At 27.3% G+C, this 22093-nt stretch carries 17 protein-coding genes and 4 tRNA genes; 1 reads left to right on the top strand and 20 read right to left on the bottom strand.

Annotation, left to right across the window (positions count from 1 at the left end; all coding sequences use genetic code 11):
• Positions 1 to 36: 36 nt before the first annotated feature.
• From spoVG to psc1_RS01050, 6 genes are all read right to left on the bottom strand, one after another.
• Positions 37 to 321 (bottom strand): septation regulator SpoVG, encoded by a 285-nt coding sequence (gene spoVG, locus psc1_RS01075; protein WP_023161406.1) that lies wholly within the window; start codon positions 319 to 321, stop codon positions 37 to 39.
• Between the two features lie 158 nt (positions 322 to 479).
• The gene (gene rsmA, locus psc1_RS01070; protein ID WP_023161405.1) at positions 480 to 1307 is read right to left on the bottom strand and encodes a 16S rRNA (adenine(1518)-N(6)/adenine(1519)-N(6))-dimethyltransferase RsmA; all 828 of its coding nucleotides are present in this window, start codon (positions 1305 to 1307) and stop codon (positions 480 to 482) included.
• A 24-nt stretch (positions 1308 to 1331) separates the two neighbouring features.
• On the bottom strand, positions 1332 to 2600 hold the full coding sequence (locus psc1_RS01065) for an HD domain-containing protein (RefSeq protein WP_122225402.1): 1269 nt from the start codon (positions 2598 to 2600) through the stop codon (positions 1332 to 1334).
• Positions 2601 to 2793: 193 nt separating this feature from the next.
• Positions 2794 to 3369, bottom strand: a complete 576-nt coding sequence (locus tag psc1_RS01060; RefSeq protein ID WP_023161403.1) for a phosphate propanoyltransferase — start codon at positions 3367 to 3369, stop codon at positions 2794 to 2796.
• Positions 3370 to 3654: 285 nt separating this feature from the next.
• Complete coding sequence (gene spx / locus psc1_RS01055; protein WP_023161402.1) at positions 3655 to 4107, bottom strand: transcriptional regulator Spx; 453 nt, start codon at positions 4105 to 4107, stop codon at positions 3655 to 3657.
• Between the two features lie 1387 nt (positions 4108 to 5494).
• Positions 5495 to 7183, bottom strand: coding sequence for a ribonuclease J (locus tag psc1_RS01050; RefSeq protein WP_023161625.1), 1689 nt, complete (start codon positions 7181 to 7183; stop codon positions 5495 to 5497).
• A 185-nt stretch (positions 7184 to 7368) separates the two neighbouring features.
• Between psc1_RS01050 and psc1_RS01045 the strand changes: the two genes are divergently transcribed.
• Positions 7369 to 8166: an HAD family hydrolase gene (locus psc1_RS01045; RefSeq protein ID WP_373375703.1), complete on the top strand. Its 798-nt coding sequence runs from the start codon at positions 7369 to 7371 to the stop codon at positions 8164 to 8166.
• Positions 8167 to 8294: 128 nt separating this feature from the next.
• Here the strand turns inward: psc1_RS01045 and psc1_RS01040 are convergent.
• From psc1_RS01040 to tig, 14 genes are all read right to left on the bottom strand, one after another.
• Positions 8295 to 8369, bottom strand: a tRNA-Gly gene (locus psc1_RS01040).
• 5 nt (positions 8370 to 8374) lie between these two features.
• Positions 8375 to 8451 (bottom strand) — tRNA-Pro (locus psc1_RS01035).
• A gap of 21 nt (positions 8452 to 8472) precedes the next feature.
• Positions 8473 to 8549, bottom strand: a tRNA-Arg gene (locus psc1_RS01030).
• A gap of 8 nt (positions 8550 to 8557) precedes the next feature.
• Positions 8558 to 8633, bottom strand: a tRNA-Glu gene (locus psc1_RS01025).
• Positions 8634 to 8853: 220 nt separating this feature from the next.
• Entirely contained in the window at positions 8854 to 9708 is an 855-nt protein-coding gene (locus tag psc1_RS01020) for a DegV family protein (RefSeq protein WP_023161623.1), read from the bottom strand.
• Positions 9709 to 9754: 46 nt separating this feature from the next.
• A complete protein-coding gene (locus tag psc1_RS01015; protein ID WP_023161622.1) occupies positions 9755 to 11440 on the bottom strand; it encodes a ribonuclease J in 1686 nt (561 codons plus the stop codon).
• 522 nt (positions 11441 to 11962) lie between these two features.
• The gene (locus tag psc1_RS01010; protein WP_373375702.1) at positions 11963 to 12124 is read right to left on the bottom strand and encodes a hypothetical protein; all 162 of its coding nucleotides are present in this window, start codon (positions 12122 to 12124) and stop codon (positions 11963 to 11965) included.
• 560 nt (positions 12125 to 12684) lie between these two features.
• Positions 12685 to 13563: a hypothetical protein gene (locus psc1_RS01005; protein ID WP_373375701.1), complete on the bottom strand. Its 879-nt coding sequence runs from the start codon at positions 13561 to 13563 to the stop codon at positions 12685 to 12687.
• Positions 13564 to 14155: 592 nt separating this feature from the next.
• A complete protein-coding gene (locus tag psc1_RS01000; protein WP_373375700.1) occupies positions 14156 to 15031 on the bottom strand; it encodes a DUF2963 domain-containing protein in 876 nt (291 codons plus the stop codon).
• Complete coding sequence (locus psc1_RS00995) at positions 14967 to 15284, bottom strand: hypothetical protein (RefSeq protein ID WP_373375699.1); 318 nt, start codon at positions 15282 to 15284, stop codon at positions 14967 to 14969. The genes psc1_RS01000 and psc1_RS00995 overlap by 65 nt, the downstream gene beginning before the upstream one ends.
• 488 nt (positions 15285 to 15772) lie before the next feature.
• Complete coding sequence (locus tag psc1_RS00990; protein WP_122225382.1) at positions 15773 to 16447, bottom strand: hypothetical protein; 675 nt, start codon at positions 16445 to 16447, stop codon at positions 15773 to 15775.
• An 887-nt stretch (positions 16448 to 17334) separates the two neighbouring features.
• Complete coding sequence (gene plsY, locus psc1_RS00985) at positions 17335 to 18012, bottom strand: glycerol-3-phosphate 1-O-acyltransferase PlsY (protein ID WP_122225381.1); 678 nt, start codon at positions 18010 to 18012, stop codon at positions 17335 to 17337.
• 195 nt (positions 18013 to 18207) lie between these two features.
• Positions 18208 to 20586, bottom strand: a complete 2379-nt coding sequence (gene lon, locus psc1_RS00980) for an endopeptidase La (protein ID WP_023161569.1) — start codon at positions 20584 to 20586, stop codon at positions 18208 to 18210.
• A 42-nt stretch (positions 20587 to 20628) separates the two neighbouring features.
• Positions 20629 to 21918 carry a trigger factor gene (gene tig, locus psc1_RS00975; protein ID WP_122225379.1) on the bottom strand — a complete coding sequence of 430 codons (1290 nt, stop codon included), beginning with the start codon at positions 21916 to 21918 and terminating at the stop codon, positions 20629 to 20631.
• Positions 21919 to 22093 lie beyond the last annotated feature (175 nt).

Here is a 22093-nt window from a genome sequence, read left to right as displayed (position 1 = left end):
GAGGGATAATGATTAATTTAAATTAGTTGCAGAAATTTATTTTTCGTGTTCTTCTTCAACAGGATTATCTAATAAATCTTGATATTTTACTTTAATACACTCTTCAATTATTTGGCGAGTTTCTGTATTAACTGGGTGTGCAATATCTCTAAAAGTACCTTTAGTAGTTTTTCTACTTGGCATCGCAATAAAAATACCTCTTGCGCCTTCTATAACTCTAATATCGTTTACTACAAAACTGTTATCGAAAGTAATGGAAGCAACGCCTCTTAATCTACTTTCTCCACTAATTTTTCTAATTTTTACGTCAGTAACTTGCATTTCTTAAGCCTCCATATTTTTGCTTCATTTTTTCTGAAATTGTTTTTATCTTTTTAATAATTTAATAGCGATAAAACGCTTTTAAACTACTAGTAATTTTAACATAAACCAACCTTAATTTGAAATATTTTTTGTTTAAATTAACTTAATAATTTCATTTATAGGGTGTTAGATAGTGTTTTTAAAAAAAGAAACCATTGAATACTAATTTTTTGAAATTCTTCTAATGTTATTTGTTCAGCTCTAATTTGGGAAGAAAGTTGTTGTTGGTGAAAAAAAAGAATAATTGTTTCTTTCGGGATTGAAAATTGATTTGATAAATTATTTAATAAAATTTTTCTTTTTTGTTTAAAAGCAGCTTTGACAAAGGTAATAAAATTTTGTTTTAAAACAGGCGATAAAAAAGAAGGGTGATCTTGTTTTCGCTCTAATTTTAAAATAACGCTATCAACTTTGGGTTGAGGAAAAAACATATGTCTTTTGACTGCTTGGTTTTTTTGAACACGAAAAAGAAATTGAATAATCACAGATAAAGCATTATAGTTTTTGTTGTTAGGTATCGCTACCAAACGCAAAGCTACTTCTTTTTGCATCATGATAGTAGCTTCTATAATTTGTGGGTTTTGGATAATTTTAAAAAGAATGGGGGAAGTAATATAATAAGGTAAGTTACCAATTAGACTAACTGGAACGTTTGGGGGAAAATAAAGCAAAAAATCTTTGAATAAATCTCTTCGCAAAAAATCATCATAAATAACGTTGATATTGGTTTCATCAAAATTTAAAAAAGGTTTTAAAGTGTCATCTATTTCATAAGCTAAAACATGTTTTGCTTCTTTGATAATAAAACGAGTTAAAGCTCCTTTTCCAGGACCAACTTCTAACACATATTTACCTTTTAAAGACGCTTTGGTAACAATTTTTTTTAATAAATTAGGGTCGTTTAAAAAATTTTGACCATATTTTTGTTTGCTGCGGTGTTGCATGGATTTGTCCTTAAATCAAACATGTTATGATTGTTTAATGTATTCCAAAGGGCGATAAAAAAATTTATTATCTATTTTTAAGCTATTTTTAATTAAATTTTTTATCATCGGTGATTCTTCTTTCAGGCTTTTTAATTGATTGTTAGTTTTGATTAAAATATTTTCACCAAAGGTTTTGTTATTTTCAGAATAAGCACTTTTACCAACTTGATTACTAGTGATATAATAATTAAGATATGCTGGATTTTGCTCTTGATATTTGCTTTTGATCTCGTTTATTTTGGCTTTATTTTCCTCATTATCATCTAAAATGTGCCAAATATGGCGATTTAAAAAATCAAGACATAAATTTTTTAAAATAATATCCGAACTATCTTTTAATTGCAAGATTAAACCATTCATATAATAATCATCGATGGCTAAGTAATTGTCTAAATTAGTCTTATCTGCAATAAAAGTCGCAAAAATGTTCATATAAGAATCAAAAGGATAGTTATTTTTCAATAAATCGTTTATCCGTTTGCAAATTTTTTCTAAAATAACATTGTAAGCTCTGACTTTGGGGTGATAATAAACTTGCCAAAACATATGGTAACGATTGATTAAATAATTTTCCACTGCAAAAACTCCACTTTGTCGAAAAGCAATGCAATTTTGTTGTGTTTTGGAGTTAACCTCAATTGTCATACTACGCATTAAACGCTCTGAGTCGATATGTCCGTAAACAGCCCCAGTAAAATAAGAGTCTCTTTCAAGATAATCTAGTCGATCGATATCAATTTGACTACTTAAAATTTGTTCTATGAGAAGAAATTTTTTAGTTTTAGCAATCACACTTGCCACATCGTGTTTAAAGTTTGGACTGATTTGATCTAATATATGACTAATTTCTGGATTATGTTTGATAATAAGAGCACTTTGATGTTCGTGATTTAAATGAAATAATGTTTCAAAAGTGTGAGAATACGCACCATGCCCTATATCGTGTAACAAAGCCGATATTAACAACAACAACTTTTGGTATTCATCAAAGTGGATGGCGATATTTTTAATTTTTAAAAAACGTCTTGCCAGCTCATAAACTCCTAAACTGTGTGTAAAACGTGAATGTTCTGCACTATGAAAAATAATATTAGCCCCACTTAGTTGCTTGATTCTTCGCAATCTTTGAAAAATTGAAGTATCGATTAATTTTTCAATGATTTGATATTCTAAGTAAATATAACCATAAATCGGATCGCGAAAAACTTCAGATCTTAAAAATTTAGGAAAACTCTTTATGAATGCTGGCATTGTTGTTTTGGGATAATCTATACTGTTTGATTGTGTTAGTTTCAATATTTTTTATCTTTACCCTTTTTTTGACCTCCTTGTATTTTAGAAAATTTATGAAAAAAGCTTTTATTGAGTGAAAGACACAAATAAATAAATTTATGCCTTTCGTTCAATAAAAAATTATTTTTTACAATAAGTAAAATTTGTTTCCTTATTTAAGTAAGACAACATCATCGCCAGTTTTTAATAAAAAAGCACTGCCATCATCTGTATCTAAGTGACATTCTAATTTAAAATTAGGATGCACACGACATAAAACTTCTTCTAAAATGCCTGGTTTAATCCCGCCAATTTTAATCTTTACCAACTGTCTATCTTTAATACCGAAACGATTAGCATCTTCGTTAGATAAATGAATATGTCTATTAGCAATAATAACACCTTCTGTAATATCAACTTGTCCCTTAGGACCTATTAAAGTAGCACTGCCTGAACCTTGGATATCTCCTGATGATCTAACAGGAGCGTTAAATTGGTGCCTTAAAGCATCGCTTTGACTAATTTCAACTTGGTCTAAATCACGCGCTGGTCCTAAAATGCGCACTTGTGAAAGTATTTTACCTGCGGGACTTAAAATATCAATTTTTTCTTGAGCTGCAAATTGACCGGTTTGTTTTAAAGCTTTAAAAAAAGTTAATTGATAGTTGAGTTGACCAAATAAAATATCTAAAGTTTTTTGTGATAAGTGGACATGTCTACCAGAAATTCCAATTGGTATTAAAAACATTTTTGCCTCCATTTAATTTTATATTACAATTTTATTATAACATGTATTAACTTTTTAAATAATTATTTTAGCATTAGAAGGATAATTTGTTGTCTTTAGAAAATCCAAAAAATTATTAATATTAATTCAAAAACACCTAGAAACTGCTCATGTATATATTAAAAAGACTATCTAATAGATGATAGTCTTTGTTTGTGGTTCAAAAATATTTAGTTATATATTAAAAAAACTTAATAACTTTATTTTCTTAAATAAATCTTTATTCTAATGAGCCAATTTGATTTTTTATTTATTAGTTTTAAAAAAGTTTTTTAATAAAACTTCATATTTTTTATTTTCTTTATAAAAGGTAGTATCGTTTTGAAGAAGATAATTACGTAATTTTATAGGCATAAAAATGCGAATATCTTCTTTGTTGTAGCCAATTTGTATTTTTTGATCTTCTATCATAATCGGTCTTTTTAAAATCCCTCGGTTTTCCATAATACTTTTTTTCATAGAAGTTGTATTTAAATTTTTAAAATTGATATTACTTTCTTTATAAACTTTAGACCGTTTGGAAATAATATCATCAAAACCGTGGATGCATCTTTTTAAAATTAAATCTAGATCTGTTTGTTGAAATTTATCACTAAATAAATTCTTTTCTTTGTAAGCTACTCCATGCTTTTTTAGCCATTTTTTAGCTTTTTGACAAGAAGCGCAACTAAAACTAGTGTAAATAATTACTATACTCATTTATTTTTAATCCTCCTTTTTTATAAAAATAAATATGAATAGATAAATCGTGCCTCACCGATTTTTTAGGTATACTACAATTAGTCTTTATCCAAACATAGTGGGCAAGTTTCTAAGCACACGGTTTTCTACAACTCCTTAATTTTTGTCTGCCAACCTTTAAACCTTTAAACGCTTAGGTTTTATTGCGAATGAATTGATTTCACTCGCCCAGACTATGGTTTACCTATTAAAATTTTTTATTTTGGAACCTTTAGTTTAACATCATTTCGGATGTGTTAGGTTTATTTTACTGCCTCCATATTAGTTCCTTTTTTTCAGAATTAATATTTGTTGAAGGATGCCTGCGTCTATAATCTATTTTGCTTATCGAAAAATTCGCTGATTTCTTTTGCCTTATAAAGGTTGTTAACTTTCGTCCTATGATGTCAATTATCCTGATTATTCCAAACGAGGTTTTAATTTTTTGACTACTAAAAAATCACTTTATCTTTAAGCGATAAGGTTTTTAACCTTCATTTTGTTAATTTAATAGCTACTTTTAGGATTACCTAAGTTACTCTAAATATCTACCTAATCTGTTAGGCAAACTGACCGCTTACTTTTTTCTATGATGCCAATGATATATATAAATTGTCCATCAAGTGTTTCTGTGTTTTTCCTGTCTTTTTTGAGTTTCGACAAAATTCAAGGTTTTTTTCAATAGATAACTAACCAAGACAAAGATATTATCTTGTTAGACTTTGGATTTTCGGGAGTTTTTTTTGGTAGCTTTACCCGATAGGCTACATTATTACAGCCTGTTTTGTCTTTTTGGGTCATTACAGGCTTATCTATTAGACAATTTGGTTGTAAAATTATTTTGACTAACTATTTTGTCTGAATCTAATTTTATAAGTTGTTTGTAATTTGTTATTCTTTTGTTTAACGAACCACTCATATCCAATTTTCAGTGTTTATCGGCGCTTGCTATTGATTTAAATAGCTACGATATTAAAGCCTCTTTGGTGCCCTGAATAATGATATAAATATTATTTAGCAAATGCATATATTAAAAATAATATACTCTTTTTACTTTGAAAATATCAATAATTAATTAAAAAACTAAACAATTGTTAATATTAGAAAATAATAATGATAAATAGATAATAATATAATTTTTATGTTTGAAAAATAGTCATAAAAATTATTAATTAGTGTCTTATTAAGTCTAAAAATAGTTAAAAAAAAAACCATTTTATTTTTCAAAAAAGTATTTATTGTAAAAACAAATATATTTTTAATAATAAAAATGGTATTAATAGTTATAAACTAAAATTAGGAAAAGACAAATAGTTAGATGAATCATTTTTGTAAAAAACAAGAAATTTTGATAATGATAAAATGTTTATAAAGTCAAAATAATCGGGATAATGATAGGATTTCTTAAAGTTATTTCATGTATTTTAGCAGCAAGATGATTGATGATAATTTTATATAAAACTTTTTTGTCTATTGGATTGCTTTTGATAGCGTTTTCAACACTATTTTTGATATCATAAGAAATTTTTTTAATCATGTCTTGGTTGCCTTTCATATAAATAAAGCCACGTGACACAATGGTTGGTAAATTAAGGACTTTTTTTCTTTTAACATCAATACTCATGACTACTGAAAATAAGCCTTCTTGACTTAAATTACGGCGTTCTTTTAAAATAGTTGTTCCCAGATCATCAACCCCAGAAGCATCGATAAAAATATCTTCCATAGAAAGTTGTTCAGTGACTTCAGCTTTATCAGGCGTTAAAGAAATCATTTGACCGTTTGCTAAGATAAAAATATGGTCTTCTGGAATGCCACATTCTAAAGCTAACTGTTTGTGAGCCATCAACATGCGATGTTCGCCATGGACAGGAATAAAGTATTTTGGTTTAACTAAACTTAATATTAATTTTAAATCATTTTGATTGCCATGCCCTGACACGTGAGTGTGGACTAAAGGGCCATGAGTGATTACATTAACATCTTTTTTAAAAAGTAGATCAAAAATTTTATTAATGTTTTCTTGGTTGCCAGGAATTGGTGAAGAAGAAAAAATAATAGTATCTTTGGAGTTGAGTTTAATTTGTTTGTGGGTGTGGTTTACAATGCGACTTAAAGCTGCTAGCGGTTCACCTTGTGAGCCTGTACATAACAAAATAATATCTCGATATTTATGAATACTATGATTAGGGATTAAAGTCCCTGCAGGAATGTTTAAATAACCGTTTTTTTGCCCAATTTCTAAAGCTTTTTCCATACTGCGACCAAAAACAGCAATTTTTCTTTTCGTTAAAATAGTAGCTTCAACAATTTGTTTGATGCGATAAAAATTAGAAGCAAAAGTAACTATGATAATTCTATCAGGAATTTTAACAAATAATTCATTGATAGAGTGTCCGATGGTACTTTCTGAAGGCACTATTCCTTCTTGTTCGGCGTTAGTTGAATCCGAAAGCAAAAGTAAGACACCTTCTTGTTTGATTTTAACTAATTTATCATATTCAGCTTCAGGACCAACCGGAGTATAATCGATTTTAAAATCGCCAGTGTAAAAAATATTACCGTATGCAGTTTTGACAACAATCCCGAAAGTATCAGGAATAGAATGGTTAACTCTGATAAAAGAAACAGTGGCATGTTTAAATTCAAAACAAGAGTCGGCATTATATTGTTCAATTTTAGGCAAATTTCTGATATCTTTGTGTTCTGATAGTTTATATTCTATCAAATGGTATGCAATCCCAGAAACAAAAATTTTCGGAATACGGACTTTTTTTAATAAATAAGGAATCCCTCCGATATGATCTTCATGACCGTGGGTAATAAAAAGTCCTACAATTCGGTCTTCGTTTTCTTTTAAATACTTATAATCAGGAATAACATAATTAATTCCTAATAAAAAATTATCTGAAAATAAAATCCCTGAATCAATGATAAAAATTTGACGTTGTATTTCTAATACATACATATTTTTACCAACTTCACCTAGACCTCCTAAAGCAAAAAAAGAAATATCTAAGTTGTTGTTAGATAAATTTGGGGCAATAATATTCATAAAAACATTCTCCTTGGGTAAAATTAACATATTAAATCGTATTTTGACGATTATTACTATCTATATTATAGTATAATATAAGCAATAATTATAATTAATTATTTATAATATTACGTTTGTAGATAAAAAAATGAAAAATTTATAACAAATAATCTTAAATAAAAGAAAATAGGTGATCATATTTTATGAAAAAATTAATTTTTTTTGATATTGACGGTACTTTAAGAAGTAATGAAAAAAAAGCCATCCCCAATCAAACCAAAAAATTAATTCAAAAACTAGCACAAGATCCTGATGTCAAATTAGGAATTGCTACTGGTAGAAATTATGGCAGATTAGATGTTTTGCAAGAGATTATACATTTATTTAAATATTTTGTTTTATCTAATGGCGCTTTAACTATGATTGGTGATCAAGTTATTGATGAAGTTTGTTTTGATCAAAAAAGCATTATCAAAGTGCAAAGAGAAATACAAAAAGATGCAACAATCACTATGACCCTTTTTGGTTTTGAAAAAGCTTTTACAGTCGGTAATCAAACAAACGATAATCTTGATAATATTAATGATTTTGAAATCGAAAACCCAATCACCTTAACTAAAGATTTTTTTTTGTTACATAAAATCTATCAAATGACTTTATTATATCAAAAAGACTTCCAAAAAATAAAAATTCAACATTTTTTAACCAAAATGAAGGAGTTGAAAGCTTATTTTTGGGAAGGGGGATATGTAGATTTGATGTATCAAAAAGTTGATAAATCTTATGGCATTAAACAAATTAAAAAACTATACCCTAATCATCAATTAATTTGTATGGGGGACGGACCCAACGATTTTGAAATGTTAAAATTAGCCGATATATCAATTACTATGGGCAATACTAAAATACAAGAATTAAAAAGTATTGCTAATCTGGTCAGTCCTCATATTGATGAAGATTTGATTTATGATTTTTTTAAACAAGCAAGGTTAATTAAATAAAAAAATTATCAATTGTATAAAGTGATTTTTTAATGAAAAAAAGTCAAACTAACTTATTTTTGAAGATAAGTGGTTTGACTTTTATTTTATATATACACTAAATATTAATTTAAATTAATAAAAATAAATGGAGCGGGCGATGGGAATCGAACCCACGTCTTTAGCTTGGAAGGCTAAGGTAATGGCCATTATACGACGCCCGCTTCAATGGTCGGGAAGGCAGGATTTGAACCCGCGACCTCCTGGTCCCAAACCAGGCGCTATGCCAAGCTAAGCTACTTCCCGTAAGTTTATTTTTTGTTTTAATGGCACACCCAAGAGGATTTGAACCCCTAACCTTCTGATCCGTAGTCAGACGCTCTATCCAATTGAACTATGGGTGCTCTTTATTTGGTGACCCGTACGGGATTTGAACCCGTGAATGCATGCGTGAAAGGCATGTGAGTTAACCGTTTCTCCAACGGGCCCATTGTTTTACACTTATCATTTGTTTTATGAAAAAAGAAACAATAAGTAAAATAATCTCTTAGAGCAGACAATAAAACAAAATAACAAGCACAAAGATTACTTTTAAATTTTATCAAGATTTATAATAAAAGTCAAGCTCAAACAATATTTTATTACGAACTTTGGTTTTTAATGTTGTCAACAAAAACAATATTGACAACAAAAAAACACAAAAAAAGATTAATTTATTTTTTTAATGATCCCTATCCCAATTGCACTATTGCCGACATGACAACCAATCACAGGGGTCAAAGGTATTTCTAACAAATTTTTTAAACCTAAATGAGTTGCTAAAACTTTTTTAAAATCATCTTTTAATTCTGGATATCCGGTAAAAATTAAATGAGCTTCGTAGCTTTGATTTTGAGTATAAGCTTTAATTTTATTGACGATAGATAAAAAAGCTTTCTTAGTGTTAAGGGTTTTTTGGATTAAAGCAATTTGCCCATTGGATTGGACTTGTAAAATTGGTTTGACTCTCAAAAGTCTGCCAAAAAAACTTTTAGACCCAGTTAGTCTTCCGTTTTTGATTAATTGTGTTAGTTTTTGGGTCATAAAAAAAATAGTATTATTATTACGAATTTGGTCTAAATGTTGCCAAACTTCTTGGATATTTTTACCTTGTTGGAATAATTGATAAGCTATGATGGAGAAATAACCTTCACAAAAGCAAACAGTTTTGGTGTCGTAACAGTGTACTTCAATTTTATCTATGACCGTTTTTGCAGCTTGAATAATGGCGTTATAAGTGCCACTTAAAGCAGAAGATAGGGTAGTAATAAAAACAGATTGATAACCTTGATCAATTAACTTTTCAAAATATAAAACCATTTCTCCAACTGATACCTGCGAAGTTTTAGGAACAAAATTAGAATTTTTTTGAAACATTTCATAAAACGGCTTATATTTCATAGTATCTCCATCAAGATATGCCACATCATCGATTAATATTTTAATTCTAATAATATCGATATCATAATTATGAGAATAATAATCAAGACAACTAGTTGAAGTTGCAGCAACTTTTATTTTCATATCATCTTTTCCTTTAATTTTTGCCGTTACTCAAATTAAACGGATCTTATTCGTTTTTAACACTAATAAAAATAGGAATTATAATCGGTCTTTTTTTAGTTTCTTTAAATAAAAATTTTACTAAAGATTCTCTAATGTGTTTTTTAAAATCATTCCATTTGATATATTTTTTTTGTAGAAAAAAAGCACTTTTGTTGTCAAAGACAGCTTTTAACTTAGGAAAGATATGCTCAGTTTCTGTTTGTCCTAAAAAACCTTTGCTCACTATTTGAGGTTCGCCTACAATTTTTTTATATTTAGCGTTAACGTTAGCAACTACAATTACAACTCCATCAGCTGCTAAAAGTTCGCGGTCTTTCATAATGAAATTTTGTCCATCTATAACAGGAGTGCCATCAATTAAAATTTCGCCCAAAGTCATGGCTTTGTGTTCAACAAAAGGTTCTTTGCAAGCGGGGCAATGCCAAATGGAACCATTTTCTAACAAAAAGACTTGAGACGACTTAAAACCTATTTTTTGAGCTATTTTTTTAACTTGAAATTGATGACGATATTCTCCCATCACAGGAATAATATAATTAGGTTTTAATAAATTTAAAATAATTTTTAAATTTTGTTCGTAATTGCTTTCATAAGTCGATAAATCTTTGACCACCACATGAGCTTTAATATTGTGACGCGACAAAAGATCTAAAGTTTGAGATTGCATCTTTGAAATTCCTGCTATTTCTTTTGACATCAATAAAACTAAATCTTGAGAATTTAAGTGTATTGTTCGATCAACGTGTTTTCCCATTTTTTGTAAACGTTGTAAAGTGTCAAAATGCTTACCGAAAAGAAAAACTACTAATTGATGATGTTTGCGATGTTCTTCGAAAGTGTTTAATTCAACCAAATTGGAAGGAGGAATTTTTAAAAAAGCTTTTTTTAAGGCAACTTCAATAATTTTTTCTTTTTTATATCCTAAAAAAGCTACTTTTAAGTTTAATCGACAAGCTAAATTAAGTGCTATTTGTGTTTTTAAAATATCAGGCATTAAAGAAGCAATAACCATAATACCTTTTGGGTTTAAAGAGTAATTAATGAGGTAATTATTGATTTTATGCTCAAAATTATTTTCATTATGATCATAAGAATTATTAAAAGCCTCTTGGGAAGATGGTAGTAAAGCTAAAACTTTTTGTTGAGTAATTTGTGATAGTTTGTTAAAATTGGTTTGAAAAAATTTAGAATTCGTTTCTAACGATTTTAAATCGCCAAGGTATACAATGGCTCCCCTTTGAGTTCGAAAAGAAAAACCTAAGGTTTCTGGGATAGATTGTGAAGTGGCAAAAAAAGATACTTCAACATCTTCGAAATGAAGCACTTCATCGACTTTAACAATGTTTAAATTAAAATCTTTATAATTGATTTTATGACTTTGGAAATGAGCTTTTAACACTTGCAAAGTGAAATAAGAAGTATAAATGGGTAAATTTAAATCTTTGATTAAATAAGGTAAAGCTCCTAAATTAGTTTCAAAAGCTGAGGACAAAAATATCCCTTTAATTTGATCTTGAATGTTTTCTAATTTATAGTAATCAGCTATCATTGAATCTATCCCATATAAGGAAATATTAGGGTATTTTAAGCCTGCATCAATAATAAAATAAGATTCATTAATTTGTAAAAGGTAAAAATTTTTGCCATTTTCACCTAACCCACCTAAAGCAAAAAAATTAATGTCATTCACGTATAACCTCCAGATTATGATGTCTCTTTTTTATTTTATATTATCTTCAAAATATGATTATTGCATTTATTATTTGAAGTTAAACAATAAAAAAATCTACATTTTTTTAAATTTTTAAATAACTTGAGAAATATTAAAAGTCGAAAAAAAGTTAGTTTCAAAAATAAATTAAATCATTGTTAAAATATGAATTTAATCAAAAAAAGGATTTATTGTTAATCAAAGTTAAAAAGTTAGTTTAAAACACATATTTTTCTAGTGCTAGTTAATAAAATTTTATATTTTTTAACTTAATAATTTAGAAATAATTATTGGACAAATTGGAATGTATTTTTCAAATATAATTAATAAGATCAAAATACTATCTAATATACTTATATTATACTAAAAAAATATTTTTTAAAAACAAATTTGTGAGCTAAATATATTTTTTGTTTTTATTATTGGCATGAAAGTGTTAATTTCTGCAAAAAAAGATATTTTAATTTTGATAGATTAGGGTGTCCAGCATCTTTTAATTCTTTAGCCGGTATGTCCAGCATTTTTTAATTCGGCAGCAGAGTGCATCCAAGGTTTCAATTTTAATTTGTTTCTAATTGAAAAAAATACTAAACCAACTAAAATTAAGATAAACGTAACAGTAATAGCAATAATCGTACCGGTACCGATTCTATTTTTTTTCATAAAAGCTCCTTTCCTATATTCCAGCGGTAGAATGAATAAAATAAAACTATAAAACTACTATTAATTATAATTATACATCAAAAAAAAAGTTTAACGCTTGCCAAAAATCAATTTAATAAGGTTATTGCCTTCTTATGATATTTTTTTATTTTCAAAATTATTAGTTTTTAGGTCTTTGAAATATCTTTTTGTTAATTTTAAGTGTCATATAAAAAAAGACTATCGGGTCTGCCGGGTGTGCTTCATTAAAACGATAGTCTTTTTTTATTATGATTAATATGTTTTATTATGATTAATATGTTTTTACTTCTTTAATAGTTTCGTCGGGGTTGCAATAAGTGTCTTTAAATAGTTCAGTGTTTTTATCAAATCCATTTATAAATTGAATTTTTTTATCAGATCAGTAATTAGTTGATTTAATTTCTTTATCGGTACTTGAATAAATAAAAAAACTAGTTTTTATAATAGAAATAAATAAAAATATATCCCACTTTACCTAATTTTTTTTAATTTTGCTGGTTGTTAAAATTATGATAATAAATATGATTATTATTTGGATATTAATTGTTATATGGTAGATTCATAGGATTATTATCTTTATTTTCTCCTAACAAAATAAACAAACCGCCTAAAGCAGTACCTAAAGAAAATAATAATAAATTACGTGAACTTGAACAACAAAATAAAATACCCATCAAAATTCCTAATATCCCAAATAATATTCTTTGTGTATTACTAGCTTTTCCTCGAAAAATTTTTACATAAAAATAAATAAACAACGAAAATATTGTTGTAATAAACAATAATGATGCTAAAAATACTGAAAAATTAGGATCCTTACTACTATAGTTACCACCAAAACCCAAAAGACCAATAATTATCTCCAGTGTAAAATCAATGATACAAAGTACACACCCTATTTTAACCAACAAATTTTTGTTATTTGAATATCGTTGGTTATTATATAGTGGATTCATAGAATTGTTATTTGGAGGATATTGTTGGTTATTATATGGTAGATTCATAGGATTGTTGTTTGGATATTGTTGATTATTATATGGTTGATTTGCAGGATTATTATTTGGATTTTGTGGTGGATATGGATTTTGTGGTGGATTTATAGGATTGTTGTTTGGATATTGTTGGTTATTATATGGTTGATTTACAGGATTGTTGTTACTATAAAGATTTCCTTTGTTTTGATTTATTGCAGAAATTTCAAAAAATTCTTTTATAATATGTTCTACATTCTTTATTTCTATTTCTATATTATTAAGTAAAACTTCCATTTTAACTTTTTCTTCTGCAGACAATATATTTTTGTCAATTACCTTGATTTTAGTAATTAAATTATTTAATAATCTTAGTTTGTTGTCATCATCTTCTTTTTTTTTAATTTGGAAAAAAATTTTTTCGTATTCTGTAGATAAAAAAGACATAATAAAGACCTTCTTTCATAATAATTTTGTTTTTTTATTAAAAATAAATATTTAACAGTTTGATACCAAATTATATTTTTTTTATATCACTTTTAATATAAACTACCCATAGTTGTTATGTCATCTTGATTTTCACTACAAATTAATCTCAACGTGAAACTAATAATATTTTTGCGTTTTTTATCATTTATCATTTTTTATAACACTTCAGTAATCAATAAATAAAACCCCCATTTCTTATATTCTAGTGATAGCAATTAATAAAAATAAAACCACCATTAATTATAATTATACCTCAAAAAAACAAGTTTAACGCTTGGAAAAACTTCATTTAATAAGGTTTTTACTTTTTTTTAATATATTTTTTTATTTTCAAAATTATTAGTTTTTAGAACTTTGAAATAACTTTTTGTTAATTTGAAGTGTCATATAAAAAAACTATCGAATCTGCCGAGTGTGCTTCATTAAAACGATAGTCTTTTTTTTATTATGATTGTAATGTTAATATTTTAATGCTATTCTATATAATCAATAGTTCCGTCGAGTTTGTAATAAATTGTATAATCAATAGTTCCGTCGGGTTTGTAATAATTTATAAACCAAATTTTTTTTCGTCGGGAAAGAAATAAGTTGTTTTAACTGGTTCGCCAGTGTCTTTATCAAATTCCTCAATATAATCAATAGTTTTTCCGTTGGAACGGTATGTAGTTTCTTTAACTTTTTTTTCAGTTTCTTGATCGTATTTCTCTATAAAATAAATTGTTTTTCCGTCGGATTTATAATTAGTTCGTTCAACTAGTTTGCCGGTTTTTTTATCGTGTTTACTTATATATCGAATTGTTCGATCATCTCGGTAATGAGTTTGTTTAATTATTTTGCCAGTGGTTTGATCATATTGAATTTCAACTGTATAATCAATAGTAGTTTCTGCGTAGCAGTATTTGTAATCAGTTTTTTTAACTAGTTTTTCGGTGTCTTTATCAAATTCCTCAATATAATCAATAATGTTTTTATTGTATTTATTATATCTGTATTCAATGTATTTAACTTTTTTACCAGTGTCTTTATCATATTCTTCAATATAATCAATGATGTTTTCATTGTGTTTGTTGTATTTGTATTTAATGTATTTAACTGTTTGGCCAGTGTTTTTATCAACTTCACTTATATAATTAATAATTGTTCCGTTATTTTTGTATTTAGTTGTTTTGGTATTACCAGTGTCTTTAACAATTTCAATTTCACGATCAATAGTTTTTTCGTCATAATTGTAGTAAGTTGTTTTCATTAGTTGGCCATCGTCTTTATCGTATTCATTTATATAATCAATAGTTTCCCCATCGTATTTGTATTTAATGTATTTAATTTTTTTGCCGGTGGTTTTATCCAATTCTTCTATATAATCAATCGTTTTTTTTGTTGGAACGATAATAAGTTTTTTTAAATAGTTTGTCAGTGTCTTGATCATATTCGGTTTTAGTTTTAATTGTTTCTTCGTTATCTTGGTAATCATTTTTTTTAACTTTTTCATTATTGGCTTCACTGTATTTATTTATATACGGAATAATTTTTCCGTTGGATTGATAATCATTTTTTTTAACTGTTTTTTCGGTAGTGTTATTAGTAGTGTTGTTGATTTTATTATAGTGAATAAAAACAATAAAAATTAAAAATATAATTGAAACGCCAATAATAATATTTTTGCGTTTTTTATCATTCATCATTTTTTATAACATTTTTTTATCGATCATCATAATCAATAAAATCCCCCCTTTTTAATATTCCAGTGGTAGAATGAATAAAATAAAACTATAAAACTACCATTAATTATAATTATACATCAAAAAAAAAAAAAACAAGTTTAACGCTTGGAAAAACTCCATTTAATAATGTTTTTGCTTGTTTTTTATGATATTTTTTTATTTTTTGAAATTATTAGTTTTTAGGTCTTTGAAATATCTTATAAAAATAAAAAAAGACTATCCCAAAAGATAATCTTTTTTTTATTATGATTAATATGTTAATGTTTCTTTAATAGTTCCGTCGTTTTGATGCTTAGTTTGCCAGTGACTTGATCAAATCCATTTATAAATTGAATTTTTGTTTTGTTAGATCAGTAATTAGTTGATTTAATTTCTTTATCGGTACTTGAATAAATAAAAAAACTAGTTTTTATAATAGAAATAAAAATTAATTTTTGATTTTATTATTAATATTCCGAGCATAAAATCAAAACCCCCGGAATTATGCCAGCAAAGATTAGTGCCCAAATTCCTGCTAATGTTTTAGATTCTGCTTTTCCATTCCGAATATTATTACACATTATAATACCTGGAATAGTAAATACTAAAGGAATAATAAGAATTGAAAGCAAAACATAAGATATAATAGCTAATATACAACCTACTTGGCCTAATGTACTTAATATTTTTTCATTTCGTTGCTGGTGATAAAAATTATGATGATAAATATGATTATTATTTGGATATTGTTGATTGTTATATGGTGGATTTACAGGATTGTTGTTTGGATATTGTGGTGGATATGGATTTTGTGGTGGATTTATAGGATTGTTATTTGGATATTGTTGATTGTTATATGGTTGATTTACAGGATTGTTATTACTATAAAGATTTCCTTTGTTTTGATTTATTGCAGAAATTTCAAAAAATTCTTTTATAATATGTTCTACATTCTTTATTTCTATTTCTATATTATTAAGTAAAACTTCCATTTTAACTTTTTCTTCTGCAGACAATATATTTTTGTCAATTACCTTGATTTTAGTAATTAAATTATTTAATAATCTTAGTTTGTTGTCATCATCTTCTTTTTTTTTAATTTGGAAAAAAATTTTTTCGTATTCTGTAGATAAAAAAGACATAATAAAGACCTTCTTTCATAATAATTTTGTTTTTTTTGATACCAAATTATATTTTAATTTTTATATCACTTTTAATCATAGTTGTTATTTCATCTTGATTTTCACTACAAATTAATCTCAACGTGAAACTAATAATATTTTTGCGTTTTTTATCATTTATCATTTTTTATAATACTTTAGTAATCAATAAATAAAACCCCATTTCCTATATTCTAGTGATAGCAATTAATAAAAATAAAACTACCATTAATTATAATTATACCTCAAAAAAAAAAAAAACAAGTTTAACGCTTGGAAAAATTCCATTTAATGAGGTTTTTACTTGTTTTTTTATGATATTTTTTATTTTTTAAAATTATTAGTTTTTAGGTCTTTGAAATATCTTATCAAAACAAAAAAAGACTATCTTTTAGGATAGTCTTTTTTTTCATTATGGTTGCAATATTAATATTTCTTTAATAGTTCTATCGGGGTTGTAATGGTTATCTTTATCAAATCCATTTATAAATTGAATTTTTTTTATCAGATCAGTAATTAGTTGATTTAATTTCTTTATCAATATCTTAAATAAATAAAAAAATTAGTTTTTATCATAGAAATAAAAATGAATTTTTGATTTTATTATTAATATATATAATAGATACTAAAAATAAATTAAATTATTATAAAATATCTAATTCTTATATTTGTTTTTTTCTTTTATTTTGCTTTTCTTTTTTAAAAAAACTTTTTTTGTTGTAATTAATTTTTTTCGTGTTCAAATGTAAATAATTTAATAAACACATATCTAGATCACAAATTTGTTTTCATGTAGTAATGTTTTGACACACCAGCACCACACTTTTGTTTGTAGGTCTTGCATTTCGTCGTCCTTTTAGCTTTATTTATTACTTCTTTTTATTTTGAAAATGAAATTTATTTTCCGTACCTTGCCAAAGGCGAATAATGTTTGGATAGTGTTTAGCGATGACTAAAAAAGTGATTAATCCGATACAAAGATAAAGGGGAAGAATGGAAATGTTATCGTCTTTGTTGCCCTTTAACAACAACAACCAAAGCAATAGGTTAACTAATAAAGTAGCAATAATCGAAGCTAAAGAAGCATAACCAGATAACCTTAAAATAATCAGAAAAAAGACAATCCCCAAAAGACCGATGTAAGGATTAATAGCAGTAATAACTCCAACCGAAGAGGCAATGGCTTTCCCGCCTTTAAAGCCGTTGAAAACGGAAAACATATGCCCTAAAATAGCTGCGATACATAAAAGCGATATAAAAATATCTTTATTAATAAGTAGACTACAAATATTTTTAATTTTTTCATTTTTTAAGCAAACAACGGCGGGAATAAAACCTTTTAAAAAATCGCATAAAAAAACTAAAAGACCCCATTTTTTGCCTAAAATCCTAGAAGCATTGGTAGCTCCAATATTCCCAGATCCAACAATACGTAAGTCTTTTTTTTGCACCCATTTACCAATTATTAAACCAACCGGAATAGAACCTATAAGATAAAATAAAAAAAATAAAGCGATAAAAAATAAAGCATCAGAATCAAAATACATGATAGTTCCTTTGTTGTTGACGGTTAATAAAAATAATCACTAATATTTTATCATAAGTATTTTTACTTGCTACTGGGAAATATCTAAGAAATAAAACAGATGGATCAAAAACTTTAATTAAAGATTTGATTCTTTTCTTTATCTAAACAATAAAAGGTTTAATGGTAAATACAAAATGGTAACAAAAAAACCACCTTAAAAGGTGGTAGAAAATACTTGTGAAAAAATTTCACAAATATCTGAAACAGGGATAATCTTTAATTGAGTTCTTACTTCTTCAGGAATATCATCAACGTCTCTTAAGTTTTGTTGCGGAATGAAGATAGTATCAAGTCCACTACGATTAGCTGCAATCGCTTTTTCTTTTAAGCCACCAATCGGCAAAACATCACCTCTTAAAGAGATTTCGCCGGTCATACCTAAACCTTTTTTGATGTATTTTTGAGTAATGGCAGAAAAAAGGGAAGTTGCAATAGTAATGCCAGCAGAGGGGCCATCTTTTGGAACTCCGCCTTCTGGAAGGTGAATGTGAAAATCATTTTCGGCAAAAATATTAGAATCAATACCTAACTTTTGAGCATTAGCTTTGATGAAACTTAAAGCCGTATAAGCGCTTTCCTTCAAGACATCGCCTAATTTTCCGGTTAAAAATAATTGTCCTTTGCCTTTATAATAAGTCACTTCAACTTTAAGCAAATCGCCACCAAAATAAGTGTAAGCTAACCCATTAGTTGTACCGATTTGTTCTTTTTCATCTGCTAAAAGATGTAAAAATTTTTCTTTGCCAAGATAATGAGCTACATTGTGAGGGGTGATTGTGATTTGCTCTTTTTCATCAATTAAAATTTCTTTGATAGTTTTGCGAGCTAACTCAGCTAAGATACGATCTAATTCTCTGACTCCAGCTTCTTTGGTGTAATGACGAATTAAATAAAGAAAGGTTTCTTCTTGAATCATTAAGTTTTTGGCTGTAATGCCGTGGTTGATTAATTGTTTTGGTAAAAGATATCTCGAAGCAATTTCGACCTTATCTTTTTCAGTATAAGAGTTAATTTCGATAATTTCCATTCGGTCTCTTAAAGGTTCTGGCACATTGTCTAAATAATTAGCAGTAGTAACAAAAAGAACTTGTGATAAATCAAATGGTTCTGATAAAAAATGATCCATAAAAGTTTTATTTTGATTAGGATCTAAAACTTCTAACAAAGCCGAAGCAGGGTCAAAATTATAATTGGCAATCAATTTATCGATTTCATCCAATAAAAAAACTGGGTTTATTGTTTGCGCTTCTTTGATGCCTGCCAAAATACGACCTGGCATAGCTCCGATATAAGTTTTACGGTGTCCTCTAATTTCTGATTCTTCTTTCATCCCACCCAAAGACTGTCTGACAAATTTACGTCCCAAAGCTTTAGCGATCGAAGCAGCTAAAGAGGTTTTCCCCACTCCCGGCGGTCCTACCAAACACAAGATATTTTGCGGATTTTTCTTAGTCATGATCTTAACTGCTGCATATTCTAAAATACGCTCTTTAACTTTAATTAACCCATAATGGTTTTCGTTTAGAGATTGTTCGATTTTACTTAAATCATTGATATCTGGGCTGGTTTTACCCCAAGGTAATTCTAGTAAAAAATCAAGATAATTTTTGATCACAAAAGATTCTGCCATCAAAGATGAAGAGGATTGATAACGCGACAACTCTTGCAAAGCTTTCGTCTTGATATCAGCAGGAAGAGGGATAGTTTGGATTTTTTTTCTTAAATCAGCAATTTCTTCTTCCTTTTTAACTTTATCACCCAATTCGTTTTGAATAGCTTTCATTTTTTCTCTTAAATAAAACTCTTTTTGGTTTTCATCAATACTTTTTTTTACTTTTTCATTAATTTTGTGTTCTAGATTAATACCAATCGTCAAAATATCAATATCTCTTAAAATATTAAAAAGTCTTTTGTTCAAGTCAGGTTCTTTTAAGTATTTATATTTTTCCAAATCATCGATTCGTAAATTAAAAATAATAATATCGGTGATTTTTTCAGTATCATGTTCGGTTTGAATCATGTCTAAAAAATTGCCAGTATTTTGGTTGAGCAACGGAAAAGGATTTTTCATAATGGTGTCGATAATAAGTTTAATTAAAGCTCTTTCTTCGCCAACATTACCTAACACAGTGGGAATATTGGTACAAATTACTTTTAAAAAAGGTTCTTTTTGCAAAAATTTTTGAATTTTAACTCTTTGTAAAATTCGTAATCTTACTTTAAAATTGCCATTTGGGAGTTTAATCTTAGTAATAATTTGGGCTACAACACCATAACGATGAAGATCAGTAATTCTTACTTTTCCTTGTTTGTTTCGCATATGGATTAAAACAACAATAAAAGATTTGGCATGAGCAGTTGATTCTTTTAAGGCTTGAATGTATTGTTTTTCTGAGATTTCAATCCGAAAATCAACACTAGGCATAGGCACTATTTCACTAATCGCTAAAGCTGGTAGTTGATTGAGTTTTTGTTCTTCTGGTTGCGATTCTAAATAAAGATCAAATTTAGCTTTTTTAATTTTAGTTTGCATTTTATCTCCCCTTTTCTATATTTTTATATTTATTTTGTTTGATTAGTCAACAAAAATAACACTTTTAACAACTAACTTAAATGCTTCATCCATCAATAAAGAGTTTGTTAAAGATTGTTGATTTAAATGATGTTTGATATGTGCAACAGGTCTGTTATGTATTTGACTTAAATTTTGGTAAGCCTCTTCGATTTGTTCTGGTGAAATAGTAATCTTTTGTTCTTCGGCAATTTTTTCCATGATCAATTGATATTCTAATTCTTTTTTGGCTTGTTCTAGCCACTCGGCTTCCATTTTTTCTTTTGTAATACCTAAATATTGTTGATATTGTTCTAAAGTTAAGTTTTGGTTTTTTAATTGCAATTCGAACTCATTTTGTAGACGTTTTTTTTCTTGATTAATAATGTCTTGCGGAATTTGAAGTTTAGTTGTTGCAATGATTTGTTCGGTTACTTGTTTGGAAACATTTTGATCGTGGATTTTAGTTTTTTGTTCCAATAACTCTTCTTTGATTTTATTTTGCAAATCTTGTAAAGTGTGGACTGCACTCATTTGCAAAGAAGCAATAAAATCAAGAGTTAACTCAGGTTTTTGTTTACTTTTAATTTCATGTAGAGTTACTTTAAAATTAGTTTTTTGGTTGGCTAAATCTTTTTGATGATATTCGCTTGGAAAAATAACTTCTAAATCTTTAGTTTCTCCTTTTTTCATCCCTTTCATCTGTTCTTCAAAACCAGGGATAAACTGACCAGAGCCGATTTCTAAACTAAAATTTTTAGCATTACCCCCTGCGAAAGGTTTTCCATCGATCGTTCCTTCAAAATCAAAAATAGCAGTATCGCCAAGTTCTAATAAATCGGTTGTTTTTGGTTCTAAAGTAGCTTTGCTATCCAACAAAGCATCAATTTTAGCCGTTATTTCTTCTTCTTTAATTTCTAAATCTGCTTTTTTAACTTTAAGTCCTAAATAAGAACCCAAAGTTACAGTCGGTTTAACAATAAATTCCAAGGCAAAAGTAAAAGCTTGTTTGTCTTTGAATTTTTTTTCTTCTAAATTGACTACTTGAGGGATACCGATGCTTTCAAAATCTTTTTTATTTATTGTTTCTTCATATTTTTGCTCAACGATCGCCTTTAAAGCATTAGCATATAGTTCATTTTTACCAAAACGAGCTTCAAAAATCTTTCTCGGAACATGTCCTTTTCTAAAACCTTTCAACTCAACTTTAGGCTGAAGTTTTTCATAAGCAACAGTCAGGTTTTTTTCTAATTCGACAGGTAAAACCTCAAAACAATATTGTATCTTATCTTCATTAACTTTTTTTATTTCCATTTTTCAATACCTTTTTCTAAATTTTTGTAGTAATTCTTTGTTTTTAGTTTAGTGCCCAAAACTTTTTAATTGGCAGAAAATGCAGTAAAAACTTTGAAATATCAAAATTAAATTATCTTTCTTTCAATTAATATTATAACATTAAAAACTACATCTTTTTTATTAAAAATCTGAT

It is taken from the genome of Candidatus Phytoplasma solani (genome assembly GCF_041729705.1).
In the GTDB taxonomy this organism is placed as follows: Bacteria; Bacillota_I; Bacilli_A; order Acholeplasmatales; family Acholeplasmataceae; genus Phytoplasma; species Phytoplasma solani.
The sequence above is the reverse complement of the archived record's forward strand: the minus strand, read 5'-3'. Positions and strand labels throughout refer to the sequence as shown.